The sequence below is a fragment of the Gloeocapsopsis sp. IPPAS B-1203 genome, from assembly GCF_002749975.1.
Lineage (GTDB): Bacteria > Cyanobacteriota > Cyanobacteriia > Cyanobacteriales > Chroococcidiopsidaceae > Gloeocapsopsis.
The window spans coordinates 1-18860 of record NZ_PEIG01000019.1 but is presented as its reverse complement, the minus strand read 5'-3'; the positions used below and the strand labels follow the sequence as shown (position 1 = coordinate 18860).

Annotated in this window: 23 protein-coding genes, 1 tRNA gene and 2 pseudogenes; 12 read left to right on the top strand and 14 right to left on the bottom strand. The window is 42.1% G+C overall.

The features are described from left to right. Positions 1-87: 87 nt before the first annotated feature. Positions 88-1155: a saccharopine dehydrogenase family protein gene (locus CSQ79_RS24050; RefSeq protein ID WP_099703645.1), complete on the top strand. Its 1068-nt coding sequence runs from the start codon at positions 88-90 to the stop codon at positions 1153-1155. Between the two features lie 40 nt (positions 1156-1195). On the opposite strand, the gene CSQ79_RS24045 is transcribed toward CSQ79_RS24050, so the two are convergent. Continuing rightward, positions 1196-2179 carry a glycosyltransferase gene (locus CSQ79_RS24045; protein WP_099703644.1) on the bottom strand — a complete coding sequence of 328 codons (984 nt, stop codon included), beginning with the start codon at positions 2177-2179 and terminating at the stop codon, positions 1196-1198. Positions 2180-2284: 105 nt separating this feature from the next. Between CSQ79_RS24045 and CSQ79_RS24040 the strand changes: the two genes are divergently transcribed. Together CSQ79_RS24040 and CSQ79_RS28460 are read left to right on the top strand one after the other, a co-directional pair. Continuing rightward, entirely contained in the window at positions 2285-3520 is a 1236-nt protein-coding gene (locus tag CSQ79_RS24040) for an LL-diaminopimelate aminotransferase (protein ID WP_099703643.1), read from the top strand. 310 nt (positions 3521-3830) lie between these two features. Next, positions 3831-3956 carry a hypothetical protein gene (locus tag CSQ79_RS28460; RefSeq protein ID WP_265576209.1) on the top strand — a complete coding sequence of 42 codons (126 nt, stop codon included), beginning with the start codon at positions 3831-3833 and terminating at the stop codon, positions 3954-3956. A gap of 74 nt (positions 3957-4030) precedes the next feature. On the opposite strand, the gene CSQ79_RS24035 is transcribed toward CSQ79_RS28460, so the two are convergent. The 6 genes and pseudogenes from CSQ79_RS24035 to rbp all read right to left on the bottom strand — a co-directional run bounded on the left by CSQ79_RS24035 (position 4031) and on the right by rbp (position 8877). Then, positions 4031-5179: an alanine--glyoxylate aminotransferase family protein gene (locus CSQ79_RS24035; RefSeq protein WP_099703642.1), complete on the bottom strand. Its 1149-nt coding sequence runs from the start codon at positions 5177-5179 to the stop codon at positions 4031-4033. Between the two features lie 178 nt (positions 5180-5357). Further along, a complete protein-coding gene (locus tag CSQ79_RS24030; protein ID WP_502693964.1) occupies positions 5358-6416 on the bottom strand; it encodes a glutathione S-transferase family protein in 1059 nt (352 codons plus the stop codon). Between the two features lie 29 nt (positions 6417-6445). Next, positions 6446-7291 carry an S-formylglutathione hydrolase gene (gene fghA / locus CSQ79_RS24025; RefSeq protein WP_099703640.1) on the bottom strand — a complete coding sequence of 282 codons (846 nt, stop codon included), beginning with the start codon at positions 7289-7291 and terminating at the stop codon, positions 6446-6448. Between the two features lie 52 nt (positions 7292-7343). After that, positions 7344-7579: pseudogene (locus CSQ79_RS28720) on the bottom strand (DUF4351 domain-containing protein). 688 nt (positions 7580-8267) lie between these two features. Continuing rightward, positions 8268-8459: a 30S ribosomal protein S21 gene (gene rpsU, locus CSQ79_RS24015; protein WP_099703639.1), complete on the bottom strand. Its 192-nt coding sequence runs from the start codon at positions 8457-8459 to the stop codon at positions 8268-8270. Between the two features lie 112 nt (positions 8460-8571). Next, positions 8572-8877 carry an RNA-binding regulator gene (gene rbp, locus CSQ79_RS24010; RefSeq protein WP_099703638.1) on the bottom strand — a complete coding sequence of 102 codons (306 nt, stop codon included), beginning with the start codon at positions 8875-8877 and terminating at the stop codon, positions 8572-8574. A gap of 373 nt (positions 8878-9250) precedes the next feature. Between rbp and CSQ79_RS24005 the strand changes: the two genes are divergently transcribed. After that, entirely contained in the window at positions 9251-9601 is a 351-nt protein-coding gene (locus CSQ79_RS24005) for an endonuclease domain-containing protein (RefSeq protein WP_099703637.1), read from the top strand. 76 nt (positions 9602-9677) lie between these two features. On the opposite strand, the gene CSQ79_RS24000 is transcribed toward CSQ79_RS24005, so the two are convergent. After that, a complete protein-coding gene (locus tag CSQ79_RS24000) occupies positions 9678-10787 on the bottom strand; it encodes an S-(hydroxymethyl)glutathione dehydrogenase/class III alcohol dehydrogenase (RefSeq protein ID WP_099703636.1) in 1110 nt (369 codons plus the stop codon). A gap of 125 nt (positions 10788-10912) precedes the next feature. On the opposite strand from CSQ79_RS24000, the gene rpmI reads away from it, so the two are divergent. From rpmI to CSQ79_RS23980, 4 genes are all read left to right on the top strand, one after another. After that, complete coding sequence (gene rpmI, locus CSQ79_RS23995; protein WP_099703635.1) at positions 10913-11110, top strand: 50S ribosomal protein L35; 198 nt, start codon at positions 10913-10915, stop codon at positions 11108-11110. Between the two features lie 17 nt (positions 11111-11127). Next, entirely contained in the window at positions 11128-11484 is a 357-nt protein-coding gene (rplT, locus tag CSQ79_RS23990) for a 50S ribosomal protein L20 (protein WP_099703634.1), read from the top strand. A 50-nt stretch (positions 11485-11534) separates the two neighbouring features. Then, a complete protein-coding gene (locus tag CSQ79_RS23985) occupies positions 11535-12347 on the top strand; it encodes a transporter substrate-binding domain-containing protein (protein ID WP_099703716.1) in 813 nt (270 codons plus the stop codon). 199 nt (positions 12348-12546) lie between these two features. After that, the gene (locus tag CSQ79_RS23980; RefSeq protein WP_099703633.1) at positions 12547-13074 is read left to right on the top strand and encodes a tetratricopeptide repeat protein; all 528 of its coding nucleotides are present in this window, start codon (positions 12547-12549) and stop codon (positions 13072-13074) included. A 138-nt stretch (positions 13075-13212) separates the two neighbouring features. Here the strand turns inward: CSQ79_RS23980 and CSQ79_RS23975 are convergent, their stop codons facing one another. Continuing rightward, entirely contained in the window at positions 13213-13338 is a 126-nt protein-coding gene (locus CSQ79_RS23975; protein WP_099703632.1) for a photosystem II protein Y, read from the bottom strand. Between the two features lie 183 nt (positions 13339-13521). Next, positions 13522-14046 carry a gamma carbonic anhydrase family protein gene (locus CSQ79_RS23970; protein WP_099703631.1) on the bottom strand — a complete coding sequence of 175 codons (525 nt, stop codon included), beginning with the start codon at positions 14044-14046 and terminating at the stop codon, positions 13522-13524. A gap of 210 nt (positions 14047-14256) precedes the next feature. Between CSQ79_RS23970 and CSQ79_RS23965 the strand changes: the two genes are divergently transcribed. Beyond that, entirely contained in the window at positions 14257-14766 is a 510-nt protein-coding gene (locus CSQ79_RS23965; protein ID WP_099703630.1) for a TIGR02652 family protein, read from the top strand. Positions 14767-14848: 82 nt separating this feature from the next. Then, the gene (locus CSQ79_RS23960; RefSeq protein WP_099703629.1) at positions 14849-15283 is read left to right on the top strand and encodes a VOC family protein; all 435 of its coding nucleotides are present in this window, start codon (positions 14849-14851) and stop codon (positions 15281-15283) included. A gap of 2 nt (positions 15284-15285) precedes the next feature. Here the strand turns inward: CSQ79_RS23960 and CSQ79_RS23955 are convergent, their stop codons facing one another. Then, on the bottom strand, positions 15286-15666 hold the full coding sequence (locus tag CSQ79_RS23955) for a DUF4359 domain-containing protein (RefSeq protein ID WP_099703715.1): 381 nt from the start codon (positions 15664-15666) through the stop codon (positions 15286-15288). A 58-nt stretch (positions 15667-15724) separates the two neighbouring features. On the opposite strand from CSQ79_RS23955, the gene CSQ79_RS23950 reads away from it, so the two are divergent. Next, positions 15725-15797: transfer RNA gene (locus tag CSQ79_RS23950), tRNA-His, on the top strand. 340 nt (positions 15798-16137) lie between these two features. Here CSQ79_RS23950 and CSQ79_RS23945 read toward each other — a convergent pair. From CSQ79_RS23945 to CSQ79_RS23935, 3 genes are all read right to left on the bottom strand, one after another. Further along, complete coding sequence (locus tag CSQ79_RS23945; RefSeq protein WP_099703628.1) at positions 16138-16707, bottom strand: TIGR04376 family protein; 570 nt, start codon at positions 16705-16707, stop codon at positions 16138-16140. Between the two features lie 228 nt (positions 16708-16935). Then, positions 16936-17697, bottom strand: coding sequence for a peptidylprolyl isomerase (locus CSQ79_RS23940; RefSeq protein ID WP_099703627.1), 762 nt, complete (start codon positions 17695-17697; stop codon positions 16936-16938). A 50-nt stretch (positions 17698-17747) separates the two neighbouring features. Then, positions 17748-18344 carry a photosystem I assembly protein Ycf4 gene (locus CSQ79_RS23935; protein ID WP_099703626.1) on the bottom strand — a complete coding sequence of 199 codons (597 nt, stop codon included), beginning with the start codon at positions 18342-18344 and terminating at the stop codon, positions 17748-17750. Positions 18345-18733: 389 nt separating this feature from the next. On the opposite strand from CSQ79_RS23935, the pseudogene CSQ79_RS23930 reads away from it, so the two are divergent. Continuing rightward, positions 18734-18860, top strand: a pseudogene (locus CSQ79_RS23930) (photosystem II D2 protein (photosystem q(a) protein)); the annotation flags it as partial.

The following is an 18860-nucleotide window of genomic DNA, read 5'->3' as shown; positions in this document are numbered from 1 at the left end:
CGAACAGTAAAAATCACGCTAATGGTTGATTCTTATTAGCATCAAACAATTTCACAATAACAGTACCTTCTAGTCTCCTTTTTAAAAATGTCATCATTCTTGCTATATGGCGCTAATGGTTACACCGGAGAACTCATTGCACGCTTAGCAGTACAAAAAGGGCTAACTCCCGTCCTTGTAGGACGAAATCTCCAAAAAATAGCATCATTAGCGACAGAACTAGGACTAGAGTATCGTATATTCACTTTAGATAATACCGCTGCTGTTGATGAAGCATTAGCTGACGTACCAGTTGTCTTAAACTGTGCAGGTCCTTTTTCACAAACAGCAAAGTTACTAGTTGCCGGATGCTTGCGCACAAAGACGCATTATTTAGATATTACCGGAGAAGTTGCAGTCTTTGAGGCGATCGCCGCGCAAAATTCCTCTGCCCAAGCCTCAGGTGTCATGCTACTTCCTGGTGTAGGTTTTGATGTTGTTCCTTCCGATTGTCTTGCTGCGCATCTCAAAGCCCGCCTTCCCACCGCAACACAGTTAACTCTTGCCTTTCAAGCATTAGGTAAAATTTCACGCGGGACAGCGACTACAATGGTTGAAGCCCAAGGTAAAGGCGGCTTAGTACGCCGTAGCGGAGTTCTCACTTCAGTTCCTGCAGCTTGGAAAACGCGCACAATTGATTTTGGACAGGGTTCAGCGATCGCCGTAACGATTCCCTGGGGAGATGTATCTACTGCTTTTTACAGTACAGGTATTCCTAATATTGAAGTTTACGCCGCCTTTCCCGCATCAATACGTATAGGAATGGTTGCAACGCGTTATATTGGTGGATTATTGAGCTTACCCCCAGTACAAAATTTGCAAAAGCGTTTGATTCAAAATCAGTTACCAGGACCAACAGAGATAGAACGCACTCAAGGCAAAAGTCTCCTCTGGGGAGAAGTTGTAGACGACTCAGGCAAAACAGCAGTATCGCGCCTACAATGTCCTGAGGGTTATACATTAACAGCAATGACAGCCGTAGAAATTGTTTCGAGAGTACTTGCAGGACAATTTCATCCTGGATTTCAAACACCATCGTTAGTTTACGGTGCAGATTTCATTTTAAATTTTGATGGAGTTGTGCGCAAAGATTTAAATGGACTAGGTAATGGGTAATGGGTAATAGGTAATCGGGAGTATAAATTTAACTCAAAAATCAAAACTTATGCTTCAGCTTATTTAATACTCGCTGTATTCTTAGTTGTGCTACGCGGCTACTTGTTAAGTCTTGAATATTACCAGGTAAATTCTTGCAATTAAAGAAGTCGTTAATCTCGGATAAGATGACCTGCAAGCGGTCAAGAATATTTTGAGTTCGATACTCTGTAAAGAGTGATTCGGGTAGTATAATTGCTTCTGGTTTTTCTATTATTCTTAAAATTCGTTTAACATCATAATCTCGCGCATACCCAGCAATTTTATAGCAATTAAATCCTGGATCTAAATAATCGGAAAGCCCGCCATTGATACTAGAAAAAACTTGACAGCCACACGCCATTGCTTCGAGTGGTTGTAACCCAAAACCTTCGCTAACTCCTTGTGTTGCCCAATACTCAGCTGAGTCATAAAGATAAACTTTAGCTCGATTAAACAGTCTTGCCAAATCTTCAACATAAGAATCAACAACAACAACATTACATTGCTGCTTTAAAGCTGGAATCAATTCTTGAAGTAAATAATGAGAAGATTTTCGTGCTTGAACTAAAACATCAATATCGCGTTCGAGGTGTAAATTTTGAAATTCATCAGATATTTGATTGGGTAAATAGTAAATTAAGGAATTTGGTGCATATTGTCCCCAATATCCCATCGTGTTACGGCTTACAGTAATAATCGGAATGTTTGCAGGTAACTTGAACCCGTAACCCGTACTATGAGCATGATAAACAACGTTATAAGACGCTAATTTACGTGCAAGTTGTGGAACATCAAACCCCCAACTAATCACAAAAATCACATCATCTAAGTTCTTGTCGTGTAGTAGATTATCTAAAAACAGCGTATTTTTTTCTTTCTGGCGATAGGTGACAACTTCTGCATGACAGATCTGCTTTGCCAGATCCAAGGTTTTTAATTCTGCCCAAAGTCCACCACAAGCAAATGTACCACTCGTTCCTGGAACCAAAAAATAAAGTCTCATATCTTTCCCTCGCCCCTCACTCCGGACTTCGTCCCGCTGCGCTAACACCCCTCAATTAGAGATAATTGGCAGTAAGCTATTCTACGGTATTCAAGGCGATTCTACATGGCAACGATTAACGATAACTATCTCAAACTCAAAGCAGGATACTTATTTCCAGAAATTGCCCGACGAGTCAATAACTTTGCTGACGCGAACCCAGAGGCAAATATTATTCGCCTGGGGATTGGGGATGTCACCGAACCATTACCACAAGCGTGTCGCACTGCAATGATTAAAGCCGTTGAAGAAATGGGCGATCGCGCAACATTTAAAGGCTATGGTCCTGAACAAGGTTATGCTTGGTTAAGAGAAAAAATCGCCACTCATGATTTTCAAGCACGCGGATGCGATATTGATGCTTCAGAAATCTTTATCTCTGATGGTTCTAAGTGCGATACAGGTAATATTCTTGATATTTTTGGTAATAATAATGCGATCGCCGTTACCGACCCCGTTTATCCTGTGTATGTAGACACCAATGTCATGGCAGGACATACAGGTGAAATTAACGACAAAGGCGAATATGCAGGTTTAGTTTATCTCCCAATCACCGCAAAAAATAACTTCACCGCCGAGATTCCCGCAAAGAAAGTTGATTTAATTTATTTGTGCTTTCCCAACAACCCGACAGGTGCAACAGCTACCAAAGAACACCTCAAAGCATGGGTAGACTACGCCAAAGCGCATAACTCAATTATCTTCTTTGATGCTGCTTACGAAGCTTATATTACCGATCCCGAACTACCGCATTCAATTTACGAAATTGAAGGGGCGCGAGATTGTGCGATCGAATTTCGTTCTTTCTCTAAAAATGCGGGTTTTACCGGAACTCGTTGTGCATTAACTGTCGTACCTAAATCTCTCACCGCCAAAGCTGCGGATGGGTCCGATGTGGAATTGTGGAAGTTGTGGAACCGCCGCCAATCGACAAAATTTAACGGTGTTTCTTATATCGTGCAACGCGGTGCGGAAGCTGTCTATTCTGATGAAGGGCAAGCCCAAATTAAAGCCTTGGTGAGCTTTTATCTCGAAAATGCCAAAATCATCCGCGAACAACTCACCGCCGCTGGAATTGCTGTATATGGTGGTATAAATGCACCGTATGTTTGGGTACAAACGCCGAATAATCTTTCAAGTTGGGATTTCTTCGATAAATTGCTGCATACTTGCCATGTTGTCGGAACTCCTGGTTCGGGTTTCGGTGCAGCAGGCGAAGGCTATTTTCGCATTTCTGCCTTTAATAGTCGCGAAAATGTTGAAGTAGCAATGAAGCGAATTACTGAGAAATTTAGAGTTTAAGACTTCTCGCTTTTACAATTACGAATAGGGTAGATAGACCTACCCTATTCGCTGAGATAACATATCATCAATATTGATTTGTAGAAGCTCATGTTCGAGGGCAAGATCAGGAGACATCACAGGTAAAGTCTTGAAAGTTTTACATTAAGCTAATCTGTAGCGATCGCCTTTGGCGCTGGGCTTCTCTACGAGACGCTGCGCGATCGCCCAATCGCACTTTACCTTCACAATTCTCTACCTATTTAGGGTTTAAGAAACAAGCACGCATCCTTTACCTTAAGTTAATATACTCACTCTTAGGAGGTGCGTGATGCCGATACCAAAGAGAAATGATGATGAAATTAATGAAGTTGATGTTGACGCGGGAACTCTCCTGGTTGTTGTGTGTGCATTAATTTTTGTGCCCCTTTTGCTTGTTGGTTTTTTCTCCCAATAACCTTGTAGAAATTTGAAACCGACAAATGAGATACAGGCGACGAGTGTTTTACGCCTGTATTTAACCTAGCAATCTTAGTTCGGTAGAACTTGCCGTAAAGCACTTAAAAGTGGATCGACACTCTCTTTGCGGCTATTAAAGCCCATCAGCCCCACGCGCCAGACTTTACCAGCTAATTCGCCCAAACCACCGCCAATTTCGATATTGTAGTCATTGAGTAACTGTCGAGCAACTGCCTTACCGTCAACACCTTCAGGAATACACACAGTCGTCAGAGTTGGTAGCCGAAACTCGCGTTCAACGTGTAGTTTCAGTCCCAGATCTTCTAATCCTTCCCAGAGGTACTCAACATTTTTTTGATGACGCTGCCAACAGTTTGCTAATCCTTCTTCTGCAACTAAACGCAAAGCTTCTCGCAGCGCATAGTACAAATTAATCGGTGCTGTATGATGATAAACGCGTTCTTGACCCCAATATTTACCCAACAAGGTCATATCTAGATACCAGTTTGCTACCTTACTCTGGCGCTGCTGTAACTTCTCCATTGCCCTAGCACTCATTGTAAAAGGTGACGCCCCTGGCGGACATCCTAAACCTTTCTGACTACAGCTATAGGCAAGGTCAACGCCCCAAGCGTCTAAGAATATAGGAACACCACCAAGGCTAGTTACTGTATCTACAAGCAATAAACAGTCAAACTCTCGACACAACTCGCCTACTTCTTCTAGAGGTTGCCTCGCGCCAGTAGACGTTTCTGCATGAACCAGTGCTAGAATCGCTGGACGATGGGTTTCTAGTGCAATTTGCAATTCTTCTAGAGAGAAAACTTGCCCCCAAGGTTTGGTTATAGTGCGAACTTCTGCACCATAGCGCCCAGCCATATCTACCAAACGATTGCCGAAATAACCACTGACACCCACTAAAACGACATCACCAGGTTCTACTGAATTTGCAATTGTCGCCTCCATTGCAGCAGTTCCTGTTCCACTAACTGCAATTGTCATTGAGTTTTCTGTTTGCCACACATAGCGCAGTAGCGACTGAATTTCATCCATCAGTGTCAGAAAAGTGGGATCGAGATGTCCTACTGGCAGTCTATTCATCGCTTGTAATACATCAGGATGCGCGTTTGATGGTCCTGGTCCTAGCAGCAAGCGATTGGGTATTTCTAATGGTGTGAGTTGCAGGCGCTGCTTATCATTGATTGAAATGGTTGAAGTCATTATTTGGTATCACGCTATACTGCAATTAATTTAAGCGATAAATAAAAGTCTAAGCCGAGCAGGAAGCAAAATGTTATATCATCGGCTACTTACTCATCTGATTGTCAGTAGTGATTAGCTGGTAAACGAGACAATACTAATTATCTATTAATGAGACAAGGCGATCGCTTCTCCTTGACTACATCATCACTCCTTGACCAACTTGTTCGCGCTTGTGTGGTTCTAGAAGATTGATATCAGGACCGCAGGGAATAATCCCACCTGGATTAAGGGGAAATAAATTACCATAGTAGTCGTGTTTAACTGCATCTAAATTACAAGTTTCAGCAACACCTGGTAGCTGATACAAGTCGCGCAAGTAAGCTCCTAAATTTTGATAATCTTGAATTTGGCGACGGTTACACTTAAATAAACCGTAGTAAACGACATCAAAGCGAAACAAGGTTGTAAATAAGCGTATATCTGCAAGTGTCATGCTACCACAAAGATATCGACTTGAGCTTAATACGGTATCAATCTCATCTAGGGTGACAAACAACTCATTACAAGCTTGTTCGTATGCTTTTTGCGTCTGTGCAAAACCACAACGATAGACACCGTTATTGACCGTGTGATAAATCTTCTCATTCCACCAATCGATTTTCTCGCGGAGTTTTTCGGGGTAAAGATCGAGAGTAGAGTGTTTCGCAAACTGATTAAATTCTGAGTTCAGCATCACAATAATCTCAGAACTCTCATTATTAACTATCGTATTTGTCTGTTTATCCCATAACACAGGTACAGTAGAACGCCCACTGTATCCAGGTTTTGCTAGCTGATATACTTGTGCAAGTGTTCGACAGCCATTTTCTTCTTGGTCTAGAACCCAACCACCTTCAAGTGGCGAAGGAGACACAGTAGATACTGATATGGTCTCTTCAAGTCCTTTCAACGCCCGTACAACAAGCGTTCGATGTGCCCAAGGACAACTTAGCCCAACATAGAGTTGATAGCGCCCTGAGAAAGGTTGATAAAAATTTCCTTCTGTAGTACTGACAACGTTGCGAAACTCACTGCTAGGACGAATGTATGCACCTGATTGATTGCGTGGTGCTAGCTTTGACATCATGATCTGCCAAAGACTTGTCCAAACAAATTTTCCTAACCAAACGATCCACTTTGATGGTAGTTTACCCCGCTTTGTGACAATCGCCTTTTTAATTTCATCTTCTGTAGAGGACATGGTAGGCTGTGACATAACACTCACTTCCACTAATGTAGGAAGAATTAATCTAACAGTGCAGCAGCGTGATGACGGATATGGTCTTCTATAAAAGTAGCAATAAAGTAGTAACTATGGTCGTAACCAGCTTGCATCCTTAAGTTTAGCGGTTGATTAGCCTTGGTACACGCTTGCTCAAATAACTCCGGTTTGAGTTGCTCGACTAAAAATTTATCAGCAGTTCCTTGATCGATCAGTATTGGATGTTGATAGTTTGCATTCAGTACTAATTCACTAGCATCATAACTCCGCCAGCTTTCTCGATCTGTACCCAAATAATGCGAAAAAGCTTTTTCACCCCACGGACAACGCATCGGTGCAACAATTGGCGCAAACGCAGAAACAGATTTGTATTGATTCGGGTTGCGTAACGCACACACTAGCGCCCCATGTCCACCCATTGAGTGACCAAAAATTCCTTGTTTTTCTGATTGGATTGAGAAGTTCTCGGCAATGATTGCAGGTAACTCGCGCACTACGTAACTGTACATTTGATAATGCGATCGCCACGGTACTTCTGTCGCATCCACATAAAAACCTGCACCCGTACCCAAGTCCCAGTCTTCATCTTCTTCTGCAATTCCTGTATTTCTGGGGCTAGTATCTGGCACAACTAACATTAATCCATACTCAGCTGCATAGCGCTGTGCCCCTGCTTTTGTGATAAAATTTTCTTCACTACAAGTTAAACCTGAAAGAAAATACAACACTGGAACTCGCTGTGATTTTACTTGCGGCGGTTGGTACACAGCAAAACGCATTTCAATGTGACAAGTTTCTGATTGATGGCTATAAAAACCAACAGTTCCATCAAAACAGCGATATTCAGTTGATTTGAGCAATGCAGGCATAAATAAAATTGGTACGATGCAACTAACGGCTTAACTCATTACAGCAGAGATTCTACTGATGAGACTGCAACCAAGATACTAAGTCGGCTTCGCTAGAGAAATCTAGCAGCGCTTCATTTAATTCATCTAACTGAGTTGAATCTCACTTCGTAACTCAGGTTTGACTATCCCAATCCGACGAGTGAGTAGGCGGATAACAGTTTCACACTTTCCTTGTTGTAACCCTTGTTGCAACCCTCTGTGTACTCCTTCTTGAAGAATTTCCTGATATATTGGAGACTCTCGCATCAGATCCTCTCTCAAATACTGTTTAAGCAAGTTTCGATCAAACTTCAAGCTTGCTAAAACCTCAACACAAACTGAAATATTACGCTGTTCTTCTATTTCTTCAATCATATCGACCTGAGCAGCAATTTGCTGTAATAAAGCCTCAGGAGTATTTGTCTGTGCTAAAGCTGCTAGAGGAAGTAATCCTGGAGTTGCTAGTAAAAAAGTGGGTCTTGCTCCCAAATGCTGATAACTCGGTAGCGATGAACTGTATTATCGGCTACAAATTGCTCTAATATAAATCAGGATCAGAGTTTGTCTGTTTCAACAAGATAACAACTTGTTCTATGGGATACTCGTACTGACGGTATAGTCTTACCTAATAATCGAGCATTCGCAGAGGTATGGTTTGCAACTCTAGATGGAGAATTCGTTGGTAATCTAGCAAGAAATGTAAAGCGTCTGAACGGATAGAATCGAGTTTTAGTTCCGTTGGTAGAAGTGAAATACTAGGTGTATTAATATTTAATAACCAGCTTGTGAAGGTTGAGGCATATTCAGTTGTTAAGTAGCGGCAGATGTTATCGTGAGCCAAGGAAGTCGAATAGTCTTTATATCGCAGCCGTTCTGATTTTAGACTGAGAACGATCGCCTTCCTCTTTTATCTAGCAAAATCTCGTTCTATTAAAATTCCTTCTTTTTAGTAATTTTAATAGCGACGTCCTCCCCGCTTGCGCTGTTTGTGCTTGGCAAGTTCTTTGCGCTTGCGTTTTTCAATCGGTGTTTCAAAGTGGCGGTGTTTCCGCATATCTGGAAAAATCCCAGCTTTGGAGACTTGTCGTTTAAAGCGGCGCAAGGCTGACTCAATTCCTTCATTTTCGCCCAGAATTATTTGGGTCATTCTCTCTCCGAATTTAATTGACAGTGAAGTGACTGTTGAATAACAAAAATTAAAAAAGGCAGACTCTTTATCTGCCCCTAAGACTTTAGAGTTAAGTTCTTTGTCGCGAAGCTTAGTAGCGGCGAGAGTATCCGCCACCACCGTTTCCTCGTCTTCCACCGCCAGAAGATCTATCTTCTCTAGGTTTAGCTTTATTTACTTTTAAGTTACGTCCCATCCACTCAGCACCATCAAGGGCTTCAATCGCCGCAGTTTCTTCGGCTTCTGTTCCCATTTCTACAAAAGCGAATCCTCTTACTCGCCCTGTTTCTCGGTCTGTAGGTAGTTGTACGCTCTTAACGTCTCCATACTCTAGGAAAACTTGTTTGAGGTCATCTTGCTCTACCTCATAGGATAAATTACCGACGTAAATTGACATAAAAGTCTCCAGAATCGTAGGTGTAGAAGTTAGATTCGGAGAGAGTTCTGTAGTATGAAAACAAAAAACTGCACAACCGAATGTAATCTGTAATTGACACTTTAACACAAGTCAGGCAGTTGTGTTACTCAAGATGAGCAAATGACAGATTTAATTAAAGTTTGCTTTTCTCAGGCTATGTATTCAAGCATCTTTGCAGAGTGACAGGTACTAAAACTTTTGGCGTGGTTGCCAATAAGCTCTAGTTGATGCTAGTTTTAGCTTGATAAGAGACACTACTACTAGATTCCGGTTTTAGAAATCTAAGCAGCCTCTAAAACCTAGTTTACCATAAGTGTCTTTGATGTAAAATAGTAAACAATTAATTAAAAGGATGCCAGCATTGAGTGACACTTACTCGACCAATATTCAGCACATCCTTAGTGATGCACTAACGTCCGCTGGCATAGAACATATACAGAACCATTGTCTTGATGGTTATCACTTTAACTTTGCCTTTCCTGGTCATAAGTTGATCGTTGAAGTTGATAGTAATAAGTACAGTGGCAATTTGTACAAAAAAGCTGAGCAGAAAGCCGACGATCAACAGCGAGATGCTCGCCTCAATCAACTTGGCTATCAAGTCATTCGCTACTCTAACCAGGCAGTGAAGAATAGTACTAAAGGTGTTGTGCTTAGCATTCAGCGTCATTTGTTAGCTTGCCAGGCTCAAAAAACTAAATGAAGTGCAGTAATTATCTATAAAGTTAGGATGAATCACAAACACTCCTCCTAACTCTTTAGATTTGGCACAATAGTTGCTAAAAAGTGACGACACTACGTATTGATTCACCTTTATGCATTAAATCAAAGGCATCATTAATGCGCTCTAACGGCATAGTGTGAGTGATCAAATCATCAATATTGATTTTGCCTTCCATATACCAATCGACAATTCTGGGTACATCAGTGCGTCCTCTAGCACCACCAAACGCAGAACCTTTCCAAACCCGTCCGGTTACGAGTTGAAAGGGGCGGGTGCAAATTTCTTGACCAGCAGCAGCAACACCAATAATGACACTGACACCCCATCCTTTGTGACAACATTCTAGTGCCTGACGCATCACATTCACGTTGCCAATACACTCAAAGGTATAATCAGCACCACCTTTTGTTAAATCAACTAAATGAGGCACTAGCTCGCCTTCAACTTCTTTAGGGTTGACAAAGTGCGTCATGCCAAATTTTTCAGCTAATGCTCGCTTGCTAGGATTAATATCCACCCCGACAATCATTTCGGCTCCTACCATGCGAGCGCCTTGAATCACATTTAAACCAATACCACCTAATCCGAAAACGATGACTTTTGCCCCTGGTTCAACTTTGGCAGTGTAAATCACTGCTCCAATACCTGTTGTTACCCCGCAGCCGATGTAACACACTTTATCGAAGGGCGCATCTTCACGAATCTTAGCTACAGCAATCTCAGGTAATACTGTATAATTAGCGAAAGTGGATGTTCCCATGTAGTGGTGGAGCATCGTGCCATCAAGTGAAAAACGACTTGTACCATCTGGCATTACACCACGCCCTTGAGTTGAGCGAATAGCTTGACAAAGATTTGTTTTACGACTAAGACAATATTCACACTGGCGGCATTCTGGAGTGTAAAGCGGAATAACGCGATCGCCAACTTTGAGACTTTTGACTCCAGAACCCACTTCAACAACAACACCTGCACCTTCATGCCCTAAAATTGCCGGAAACAAACCTTCGGGATCTGCACCAGAAAGGGTGAAAGCATCAGTGTGGCAGACTCCAGTTGCCTTGATTTCGACTAAGACTTCTCCTGTTTGTGGTCCTTCTAGTTGCACAGTCTCAATTGTCAATGGTTGTCCTGCGTCCCAAGCAACTGCTGCTTTAACGTCCATCTCTGTTTCGCCTTCTCTGAAAATTCTTTATTTATACCCTAACTCTTAATGACGAACGTCTACATTATGCAAGATAGGCGACTCGATGGTATGATGATAGATTGTGTCGAATTAACAAAAAACTCATGCCAAAACTCAAAACCCGAAAAGCAGCGGCAAAAAGATTCCGCGCTACCGGAAGTGGCAAAATAGTCCGCCGTAAAGCGTTCAAAAACCACCTCTTACAGCATAAATCTTCTGCGCGCAAGCGTCGCTTGTCCCAAATGGAAGTTGTTGACGAACGTGACGAACAAAACGTTCGCTTTATGTTGCCCTATTTGTAATTTGCTAGGAAAAAACGATGACACGAGTCAAACGCGGTAATGTGGCGCGCAAGCGTCGTAAAAAAATTCTCAAACTAGCCAAAGGTTTTCGCGGTTCGCACTCAACTTTATTTCGCACTGCAAATCAGCAAGTGATGAAAGCATTACGCAGTGCTTATCGCGATCGCAAAAAACGTAAGCGTGATTTTCGGCGGTTGTGGATTACCCGCATCAATGCTGCGGCAAGACAGCATGATATGAGCTATAGCCAACTGATCGGAAACTTGAAAAAAGCTAACATTCAACTCAATCGCAAAATGTTGGCACAAATGGCAGTTCTCGATCCAGCAAGCTTTGGTAAAGTCGCAGAAATGGCAAACCAAGCACGGGGATGAAGGTAAAACGTCAGCTTCTGCTGATTATTTGTTCCTTTTTTCTAGCTAGCATGAATATCACAGGTATAGTCAGCGATCGCTGGGGCAATTTTCCATTTGTGATTGCGCGTAGCGCAGTGCCTCAGGCGATCGCCGCTCATGCTGCTGATTTACCAGAAATTAAACAACGCGGCTATCTGCTAGTTGCTGTTAAAGACAATTTACGTCCACTTGGCTATCGTGACGCCCAAGGAAATCTGCAAGGGCTAGAGATTGAACTAGCAAGACGTCTAGCTCAAGACTTGCTAGGTAGTGATAATGCTATTCGCTTTCAAGCTGTTGCCAACCGCGATCGCCTAGCAGTCGTTCTAAATAATCAAGTCGATTTCACCATAGCTAACGTTACGGTGACAGAGTCTCGCGCTCGATTAATCAGTTTTAGTCTTCCTTACTACTTTGACGGCACTGCAATGATCACCAAAGATTCTTCAGCACAGAGCCTCAGCAATTTTGCTGCTAGAAGAATAGCCGTTTTGCAAGGTTCGAGTACCATTTCCACAGTTCGTTATCTCATCCCGTCAGCGCAGTTAATCGGGGTTAATTCTTACATGCAAGCATACTCTCTTTTAGAAGCAAATGCGGCCGATGCTTTTGCTGCCGATGCAAGTGTCCTAAGTGGGTGGGTACAAGAATATCCACAATATCGGCTTTTACCAACGTTGCTATCTGCAGAACCACTAGCAGTCGTCATGCCAAAAGGATTGCAATATAATGCTTTGCGACAACAAGTAAACGCTGCGATCGCCCGTTACTTATCTGAAGGATGGTTACAACAACGTGCCCGCTATTGGGGCTTACCAGTTCAAACTCGATCCGAAAATTAAATAGTTAAAAACTATTACTGTTTCACCTTTATTATTCAGCTAACCATATTAACCAAGTTAAACATATTAGAAGTGAGGTAGACAACTTGCTTATACTCAACAGTTGTCTTGCTTATCTTGACTTACCTCTAGCCCTAGTCTCCTATCTCTTTGATAATAAAAATAGAACAAAAACACTTAATTTCTGTATCTACAGACAATGGATAACTCTTTAGCTATTGTTTATCTTGCTATCTTGCTGGTACTACTATCAGCAGCTGGTTTGACAATCTTCCGTCAGATCTTTAAAACCCGCAAAACAGAAAATGTACTCTCGCGGCTTCAAAAAAAGCTCAACAAAGAAAAAGGAACAACTCAAGAGTATTATGAGTTGGCAAGCATTTATCTAGATAAGAAAGTGCATGCTCAAGCCATCTCACTGTTTCAAAAAGCCCTAAAAACGGCGGAATTAGAAGCTGAGGAAAATGTTGCTCCCATATACAATGGGTTAGGTTATGCTTACTTTGCCCAAGAACAGTACGACTTGGCAATTCGCAATTACAAAGAAGCCTTAAAATATCAACCTCAGTACATCACTGCACTGAATAATTTAGGTCATGCTTACGAACGCAAGAGTTTGACAGCTCAAGCTCTACAAACCTACGAGCAAGCACTAGAACTTGAACCCAATAATTCCACTGCTAAGCGCAGATCTGAAAAGCTGCGTAGAAGATTAGTAACTTCGTAACGAGAGGGGTGAGAGGTGAGGGGTGAGTGGCTAGTAATTAGTTTTGAATTTTGAGTGTTGAGTTTTGAATTAAATTTTCTTGAACTCAACACTTCACAACTCCTAGTCTCCCCAACTCCCCCAGCTTCTCCCAGTTACCTAAGCTTCCTTGTTTAGAAAAGCCTGAATTTGTCTAATTGCTGCAGGAGCAATATTAAAAAGTGCCCAACTTGCTGCAGCAATGACAGGAAGCAACACGAAAGCAACACGCATATCAATGTCCATATCTTTACCCCTTGAAAGTAGAAATTAAAGATTTTTGAATTGTTCTCATCTTTTATTGTTAGCCGAAACTGGCAAAATTTCTAGATCTCTCTAACTTTTAATCTTAGAAAGCTGTAACTCAGAAATTATGAAGTTTATTTAAGGAATTGCTGTTGTAATTTGAGGGTATTGTTGCACTCAGCGCTATGGCGTAAATCCTAAATCAGTACCTTTACCTGCATGAACTAGGGCTAACTTCTCGTAGCGGCGAGCGTGAGTAATTAATTCAGCAGCTTCTGTCTGTGAAACTTCACGAATGCATTTGCCAGGAACTCCGACAACAAGCGATCGCGGTGGAACATCTTTGTTAACAACTGCACCAGCACCGATAATGCTTCCAGTTCCTATCCTGACTCCATCCAAGATTACTGCACCGATTCCAATTAAACTGCCTCGTTCAATATATGCTGAATGTATAACTGCTCGGTGCCCCACGGTGACATGATCCTCCAAGATTGTGGGCTTACCAGGATCGCCATGCAGAATTGCCCCATCTTGAATATTTGTGTATTCGCCAATCTCTATTCGTTCAATATCACCACGAATTACAGCACCATACCAAACGTTTACTCCGGCTGCAATTGTGACTTTGCCGATAACTGTAGCATTAGCAGCAACAAAAGCAGCAGCAGAAAGGTCAGGATTGCTCCAATAGGATATAACAGACACAGTAGAATAGATATTGTTCTTAGATTCAACCAAGATTTAGCCACATTTGTGACAAAAGAATAAAAATTTGGTTGTCTTATGAGCATATCATGGTGTAAAAACCGATAGAAAGACAGTGCAAGCAAAAAAGTATGACTGCTTTTTGAAGCAAAAATGTCACAATAAAACTACCGGCGCTGGTGTACAGAGAACAATGCTGCTTCGCTCTAAATGATCAACCCAGGCTTACAGTACCCAATTTTTGGTCCCGAAATTCAGTGTCCTCATTGTCGCCAGACGATTCCGGCACTGACTTTGACCGATACATATCTGTGTCCGCGTCACGGCGCTTTTGAAGCAGAACCAAAAACAGGCGAACTTGTTCATCTTCAATCAGGGCGTCACTGGCGACGTTGGAATAGTGAGTGGTATCGGCAACATACACATCCTGATGGCATTCGGTTTGAAATTCATGAAGCACTCGATCGTCTCTATACTCAAGGATATCGAGCAACTCGCGTGATTATTGCCCGCCGCTATCAAGAATTGATTAGTGGCTACTTAGAACGAAGTACGCCCTGGCGAGGACAATCAGAAACTGCTAAACCAAGACTTTATGGTTTGCCTGTAGAATTTAGTCCTGATCCAAAAGAAGAACCGTGCTGGGAAGTGATTAATTTTGACTTAGAAAAAGAACCTGGTGTCCCTGTACGATATCCTTATTTTCGATTATTTGAATAAATACAAAGTTTGAAAGTTTGAATGTTGTCACGTTAGAACTTTAAACTTATTTTTGCCTCGCCCCTCGCTCCTCACTCCTCCAATGCATCACGCTTCAATTCGGACTGCTGATATTCATCGCGCGATCGCTTTCTACGAACTCTTGGGATTCACGGTATGCGATCGCTTTACAACAGGCTACACCTTGGCTTGCTGGATGGAAGGACTCGGCGGCAGAATTGAACTCATTCAGATTCCCGAACCACGCCCTGCACCTGATGCTTTCAATGATGAGCATTATGTTGGGTATTACCACTTATCGTTTGATCTGGGTACTGTAACGAACGATTTACCTGAGTGGTTAACAGCTTTGAAACATCGTTTTACCGAAGCCCAGCAATCACAACCAGAACAATATCAAGCTTTAAAAGTCCTTTTAGAACCAACTCAACAGCAAATTGGCGATCGCTGTTACGAAGTTGCCTTTATCGCTGATGCAGATGGACTTCCTTTAGAATTCATCCGAGTTTATGAATAAGCTTACTGTTGTTGGGCGCGATAAGTATAAAAATTATTGAAAACTCCCACAGTTTCAAATTGGTAAGACGGAAGTAATGGATTTAATGATAAATCTGTGCGGTAAATACTAAAAAAGACAAAATTTTGCTGCTGTGTTGCTTGTGTAATAATTAACCGCATTTGAGCTTGACTCGAATCGACAATCTTAGCGCAGTTGCGTTGTAAAATATTCCCGAAAACCTCTGGCACTTGAGGACATACGTCACTTTTTAAGTATTCTGTCAACCTTTGTACTGCATATACTTCGTAAGCAGGCAAGCTGGGGTTAGTAACAGCCATTGTGATTCCTATACCTGCAAGGGCTGCAACTCCAACATAAGTAATAATATGCGAATTTTTCATATTTTCTGTTTGATCAATCAAGCTACAAATAAAAAGTGGTATAATCAATAATGCGATGGCGAGCGTAGCCAAGTGGTTAAGGCAGAGGATTGTGGTTCCTCCATTCGTGGGTTCGAGTCCCATCGTTCGCCCTTATTTTGTACAAGCTATAGCTTTTGTCTCTCAGGACACAGTAATGTTCCTGAAACTTTAGAAAAGCAGTCAGGCTTAATTTCAACTATGTAACTAGTAAAAAACGGTAAAAGGTAATAGCTAATAGCAACCAGTAATTATTAGGCGTGTAATTGCGAGTCCAAGAAATTAGGAAGGATTGCGATCGCTGTGCGAAATCTCAAACTAACTCAGCAGCGAACAATAAAAATTTACTTAATCTTAAGCCCAATTCATCAACTGCAATGTAGCTTGTAGTCTAATAAGGCAAAGCAATTACCTTTTACCAACTCACCGATAGTTTGTTTTTTAACGAAAGTACTATCTTCCCATGTTTCGTTTTAACTGGTCTAACTCCTCTTGAGTTTCCCAACGTTGAAAAGTCGCTTCAAGATCATCTGCTCCTTGCGATCGCGCCCGACGATTCCAACCATCAGTTTCCCAAAGTTGCTGTGCTTGATAATTAGCACGATTTGTTTGTGCTTCTGTTGCTTTACTTTGAACTTCTTGCCGTCTTTGTTGAATTTGCCGCAGCAATTCTTTTGCTTGGGTAATGCGTTCTTTTAAACCCTGCATATGCCCCCAACGCTGATTACCTTCTCGTAACAAAGCAGCTTCGCGTTCTTGTGCTGGTTGAGCGAGATCGAGTCTATTGGCAGCCTTAGCTTTTTCTACACGAACGTGCCACCGTTGGATTTCTTGAGCAGTTGCTAAAATTTCATCTTGCGCTCGTTTTTCTTGCAACTGCAAATCCGCGATTAACTTCAAAGTGTCTTCTTCTTGTTCGCGCAATTGTTCTAAGAGCGCTTCTAGCTCTAAGTGCGGGTTGTTGCGCAAAAATTCTTCTAAGCGGTTTTCTAAAAAGCGGTTGAAATCGTCAAATAAGCCCACTATCAGAACTCCATTTATTGAGGGGTCAGAGGTCAGGGATTTAATACTAGAACATCACAAGGCAAGATTTCTAATTACCACTCTAGCCCTTAACTGTATTGACTCATGAGGTTAGTATGGGAGCAATAGCTTGAAACACACACTGCTACTAATCCAAGCGAAGATGTTCTTTCTTTATCCCCTGAATTTATTCTGACCTCTGACCTCCGATTCCTGACCCCTTTACAATTATTGACCTCCTCGTAGATTTTCTGCGCCTTGTGTGACTTGGGCAGATTCGATGCGATCGCCTTGCTGAATTTGATCGACAACATCCATGCCATCGGTGACATAACCAAAAACAGCATAGCTACCGTCTAAAAATGACAGATCAGCTAAAGCAAAGTAGAACTGCGAAGAGGCTGAATCTGGCTGCTGCGATCGCGCCATGGCTACGGCACCACGTGTATGTCGTAACTGTGGTGCTGCCGACGAGAGCCGAGTACTCTCAAGAGTTTGACCATAAATTGGCTCAGCTGCGCCTTCAGGTTTGATTTCTAAAGGAATAAAGCGTTCGCTACCTGTGTTGGGATCGATAAAACCACCAGTACCTAGTCGTTGTGGAGGAAAATTAGGATTTTTACTTTGCGGATCGCCGCCTTGAACGACAAAAGGTTCTGGTTGGCGAACGACGCGATGGAAAACAAGCCCATCATAAACACCCCTTTGTACAAGATCGACAAAGTTGCCTGCAGTTACTGGGGCATTTGTGCCATCAACTTCAATCGTAATTGGTGAACCATTAACTGTCATAACGACAGTGGCAGTTCCTTCTAATACAGGTGATTTCATTCGTGGACTACTCGTTTGAGCAGTAGGCGTAGTAGGAGATGTTGTTTGAGCTGGGGAAGTTGGTGAAGATACAGAAGCCTGATCTGGTGTGCATCCTCCTAACATCAACCCACCAAGAAACAACCCAGCAATCAACAAGATTTGAATTTTTCGATGCATTATGCTAATCACTCACCCAGAGTGTTTCATCATCTCATTGCAATTCCTGATTATAAACCTTCAAGCGGCACACCCAAAAACTGAGCTAATTGGGCACCTTCTGTTTCCAACTTTTGCAGTGATAGCGGTTGTCCTACACGTGTCAGGGGTACATTTCTCCGTCCTTTGACTCGCAAATACAAAGCCCGACGCGGATTCAGACCTTCTTTAACATCCACCCGCACAGCTTGTACATCTTGAGTTGGAAATTCAATTTCAATTCTGCGGTTTTTTCCTAAAAATCCCCAGCGAAAAATATGAACTTTTTTAGCTTCTTTATTGAACTCGTTATAACCACCGCCAACGTCTAAGATCACTACAACCCACAGGTATAACGCTAATAACAAGCCTACAACACCATAGAAAGTCATTGCCAAACCCTGGGGCACAAATGTAATTTCATTAGGTGTGGCAAAGGGAAGTAAATTGACGTTGAGATAGCTCGACAGCCCAGCAAGCAAAAAGCCAGTAGCACCCAGCGAAACAACAGTTGCCCACCAGTAGTTACTAAAACGTCTCGAACCTAAAATTTTCTGATGAAGAACCTGAGAAGCAGAGCTACCTTGATTTGCAAAGTCACCCGTATTCTTTGTTGTTGATACAGTCATTGAATTACCCTGCGTAGGTTTCTAAAAAGTAAAAAAATGTTAAGCTATCTGATTTTGCCAAATTGTTTGAATGGCTGAGAAAACTTGTGTCAAAATGTAAAAATTCTGATATCTATTATATTAAGAAGCTAGTGCTAAAACCATAATTCCATATAGCTGGAGTGGTTACAGAGCGTGAATAATGTGATAAGTTAAGAAAGATTAAGAAACCATAGACTGGGGTACTAGAAAGTGGTATGGGCTATTTGGCAAACCCTTTGAGGAAGCAGCGAACATCTGTTTGCCAGTATTTTCTCATAAATCTCCGCTGTCTGTTGCAGTAGAGAGTGTCAAAAATTTAATTCCTCAAAAGAGTTGCAATTTTAGTAAACCGCGAGGATTTTAGTTCAATGACAATAGCAGTAGGACAACCAGCGAGTCGAGGATGGTTTGACGTCGTAGACGACTGGTTAAAGAGAGATCGCTTCGTATTCATCGGGTGGTCAGGAATATTGCTATTTCCCTGTGCATACATGG

Excerpts from the sequence above, each read along its gene's own strand:
- CSQ79_RS24030 (WP_502693964.1), bottom strand. The coding sequence starts at position 6,416 with ATGTCACAGCCTACCATGTCCTCTACAGAAGATGAAATTAAAAAGGCG.
- rpsU (WP_099703639.1), bottom strand. The coding sequence starts at position 8,459 with ATGACCCAAATAATTCTGGGCGAAAATGAAGGAATTGAGTCAGCCTTG.
- rplT (WP_099703634.1), top strand. The coding sequence starts at position 11,128 with ATGACACGAGTCAAACGCGGTAATGTGGCGCGCAAGCGTCGTAAAAAA.
- fghA (WP_099703640.1), bottom strand. The coding sequence starts at position 7,291 with ATGCCTGCATTGCTCAAATCAACTGAATATCGCTGTTTTGATGGAACT.
- CSQ79_RS23935 (WP_099703626.1), bottom strand. The coding sequence starts at position 18,344 with ATGACTGTATCAACAACAAAGAATACGGGTGACTTTGCAAATCAAGGT.
- CSQ79_RS24040 (WP_099703643.1), top strand. The coding sequence starts at position 2,285 with ATGGCAACGATTAACGATAACTATCTCAAACTCAAAGCAGGATACTTA.
- CSQ79_RS23960 (WP_099703629.1), top strand. The coding sequence starts at position 14,849 with ATGCATCACGCTTCAATTCGGACTGCTGATATTCATCGCGCGATCGCT.
- rbp (WP_099703638.1), bottom strand. The coding sequence starts at position 8,877 with ATGTCAATTTACGTCGGTAATTTATCCTATGAGGTAGAGCAAGATGAC.
- CSQ79_RS28460 (WP_265576209.1), top strand. The coding sequence starts at position 3,831 with ATGCCGATACCAAAGAGAAATGATGATGAAATTAATGAAGTTGATGTT.
- CSQ79_RS23980 (WP_099703633.1), top strand. The coding sequence starts at position 12,547 with ATGGATAACTCTTTAGCTATTGTTTATCTTGCTATCTTGCTGGTACTA.
- CSQ79_RS23975 (WP_099703632.1), bottom strand. The coding sequence starts at position 13,338 with ATGGACATTGATATGCGTGTTGCTTTCGTGTTGCTTCCTGTCATTGCT.
- CSQ79_RS24000 (WP_099703636.1), bottom strand. The coding sequence starts at position 10,787 with ATGGACGTTAAAGCAGCAGTTGCTTGGGACGCAGGACAACCATTGACA.
- CSQ79_RS23965 (WP_099703630.1), top strand. The coding sequence starts at position 14,257 with ATGATCAACCCAGGCTTACAGTACCCAATTTTTGGTCCCGAAATTCAG.
- CSQ79_RS24050 (WP_099703645.1), top strand. The coding sequence starts at position 88 with ATGTCATCATTCTTGCTATATGGCGCTAATGGTTACACCGGAGAACTC.
- rpmI (WP_099703635.1), top strand. The coding sequence starts at position 10,913 with ATGCCAAAACTCAAAACCCGAAAAGCAGCGGCAAAAAGATTCCGCGCT.
- CSQ79_RS23985 (WP_099703716.1), top strand. The coding sequence starts at position 11,535 with ATGAATATCACAGGTATAGTCAGCGATCGCTGGGGCAATTTTCCATTT.
- CSQ79_RS24035 (WP_099703642.1), bottom strand. The coding sequence starts at position 5,179 with ATGACTTCAACCATTTCAATCAATGATAAGCAGCGCCTGCAACTCACA.
- CSQ79_RS24005 (WP_099703637.1), top strand. The coding sequence starts at position 9,251 with ATGCCAGCATTGAGTGACACTTACTCGACCAATATTCAGCACATCCTT.
- CSQ79_RS24045 (WP_099703644.1), bottom strand. The coding sequence starts at position 2,179 with ATGAGACTTTATTTTTTGGTTCCAGGAACGAGTGGTACATTTGCTTGT.
- CSQ79_RS23940 (WP_099703627.1), bottom strand. The coding sequence starts at position 17,697 with ATGCATCGAAAAATTCAAATCTTGTTGATTGCTGGGTTGTTTCTTGGT.
- CSQ79_RS23955 (WP_099703715.1), bottom strand. The coding sequence starts at position 15,666 with ATGAAAAATTCGCATATTATTACTTATGTTGGAGTTGCAGCCCTTGCA.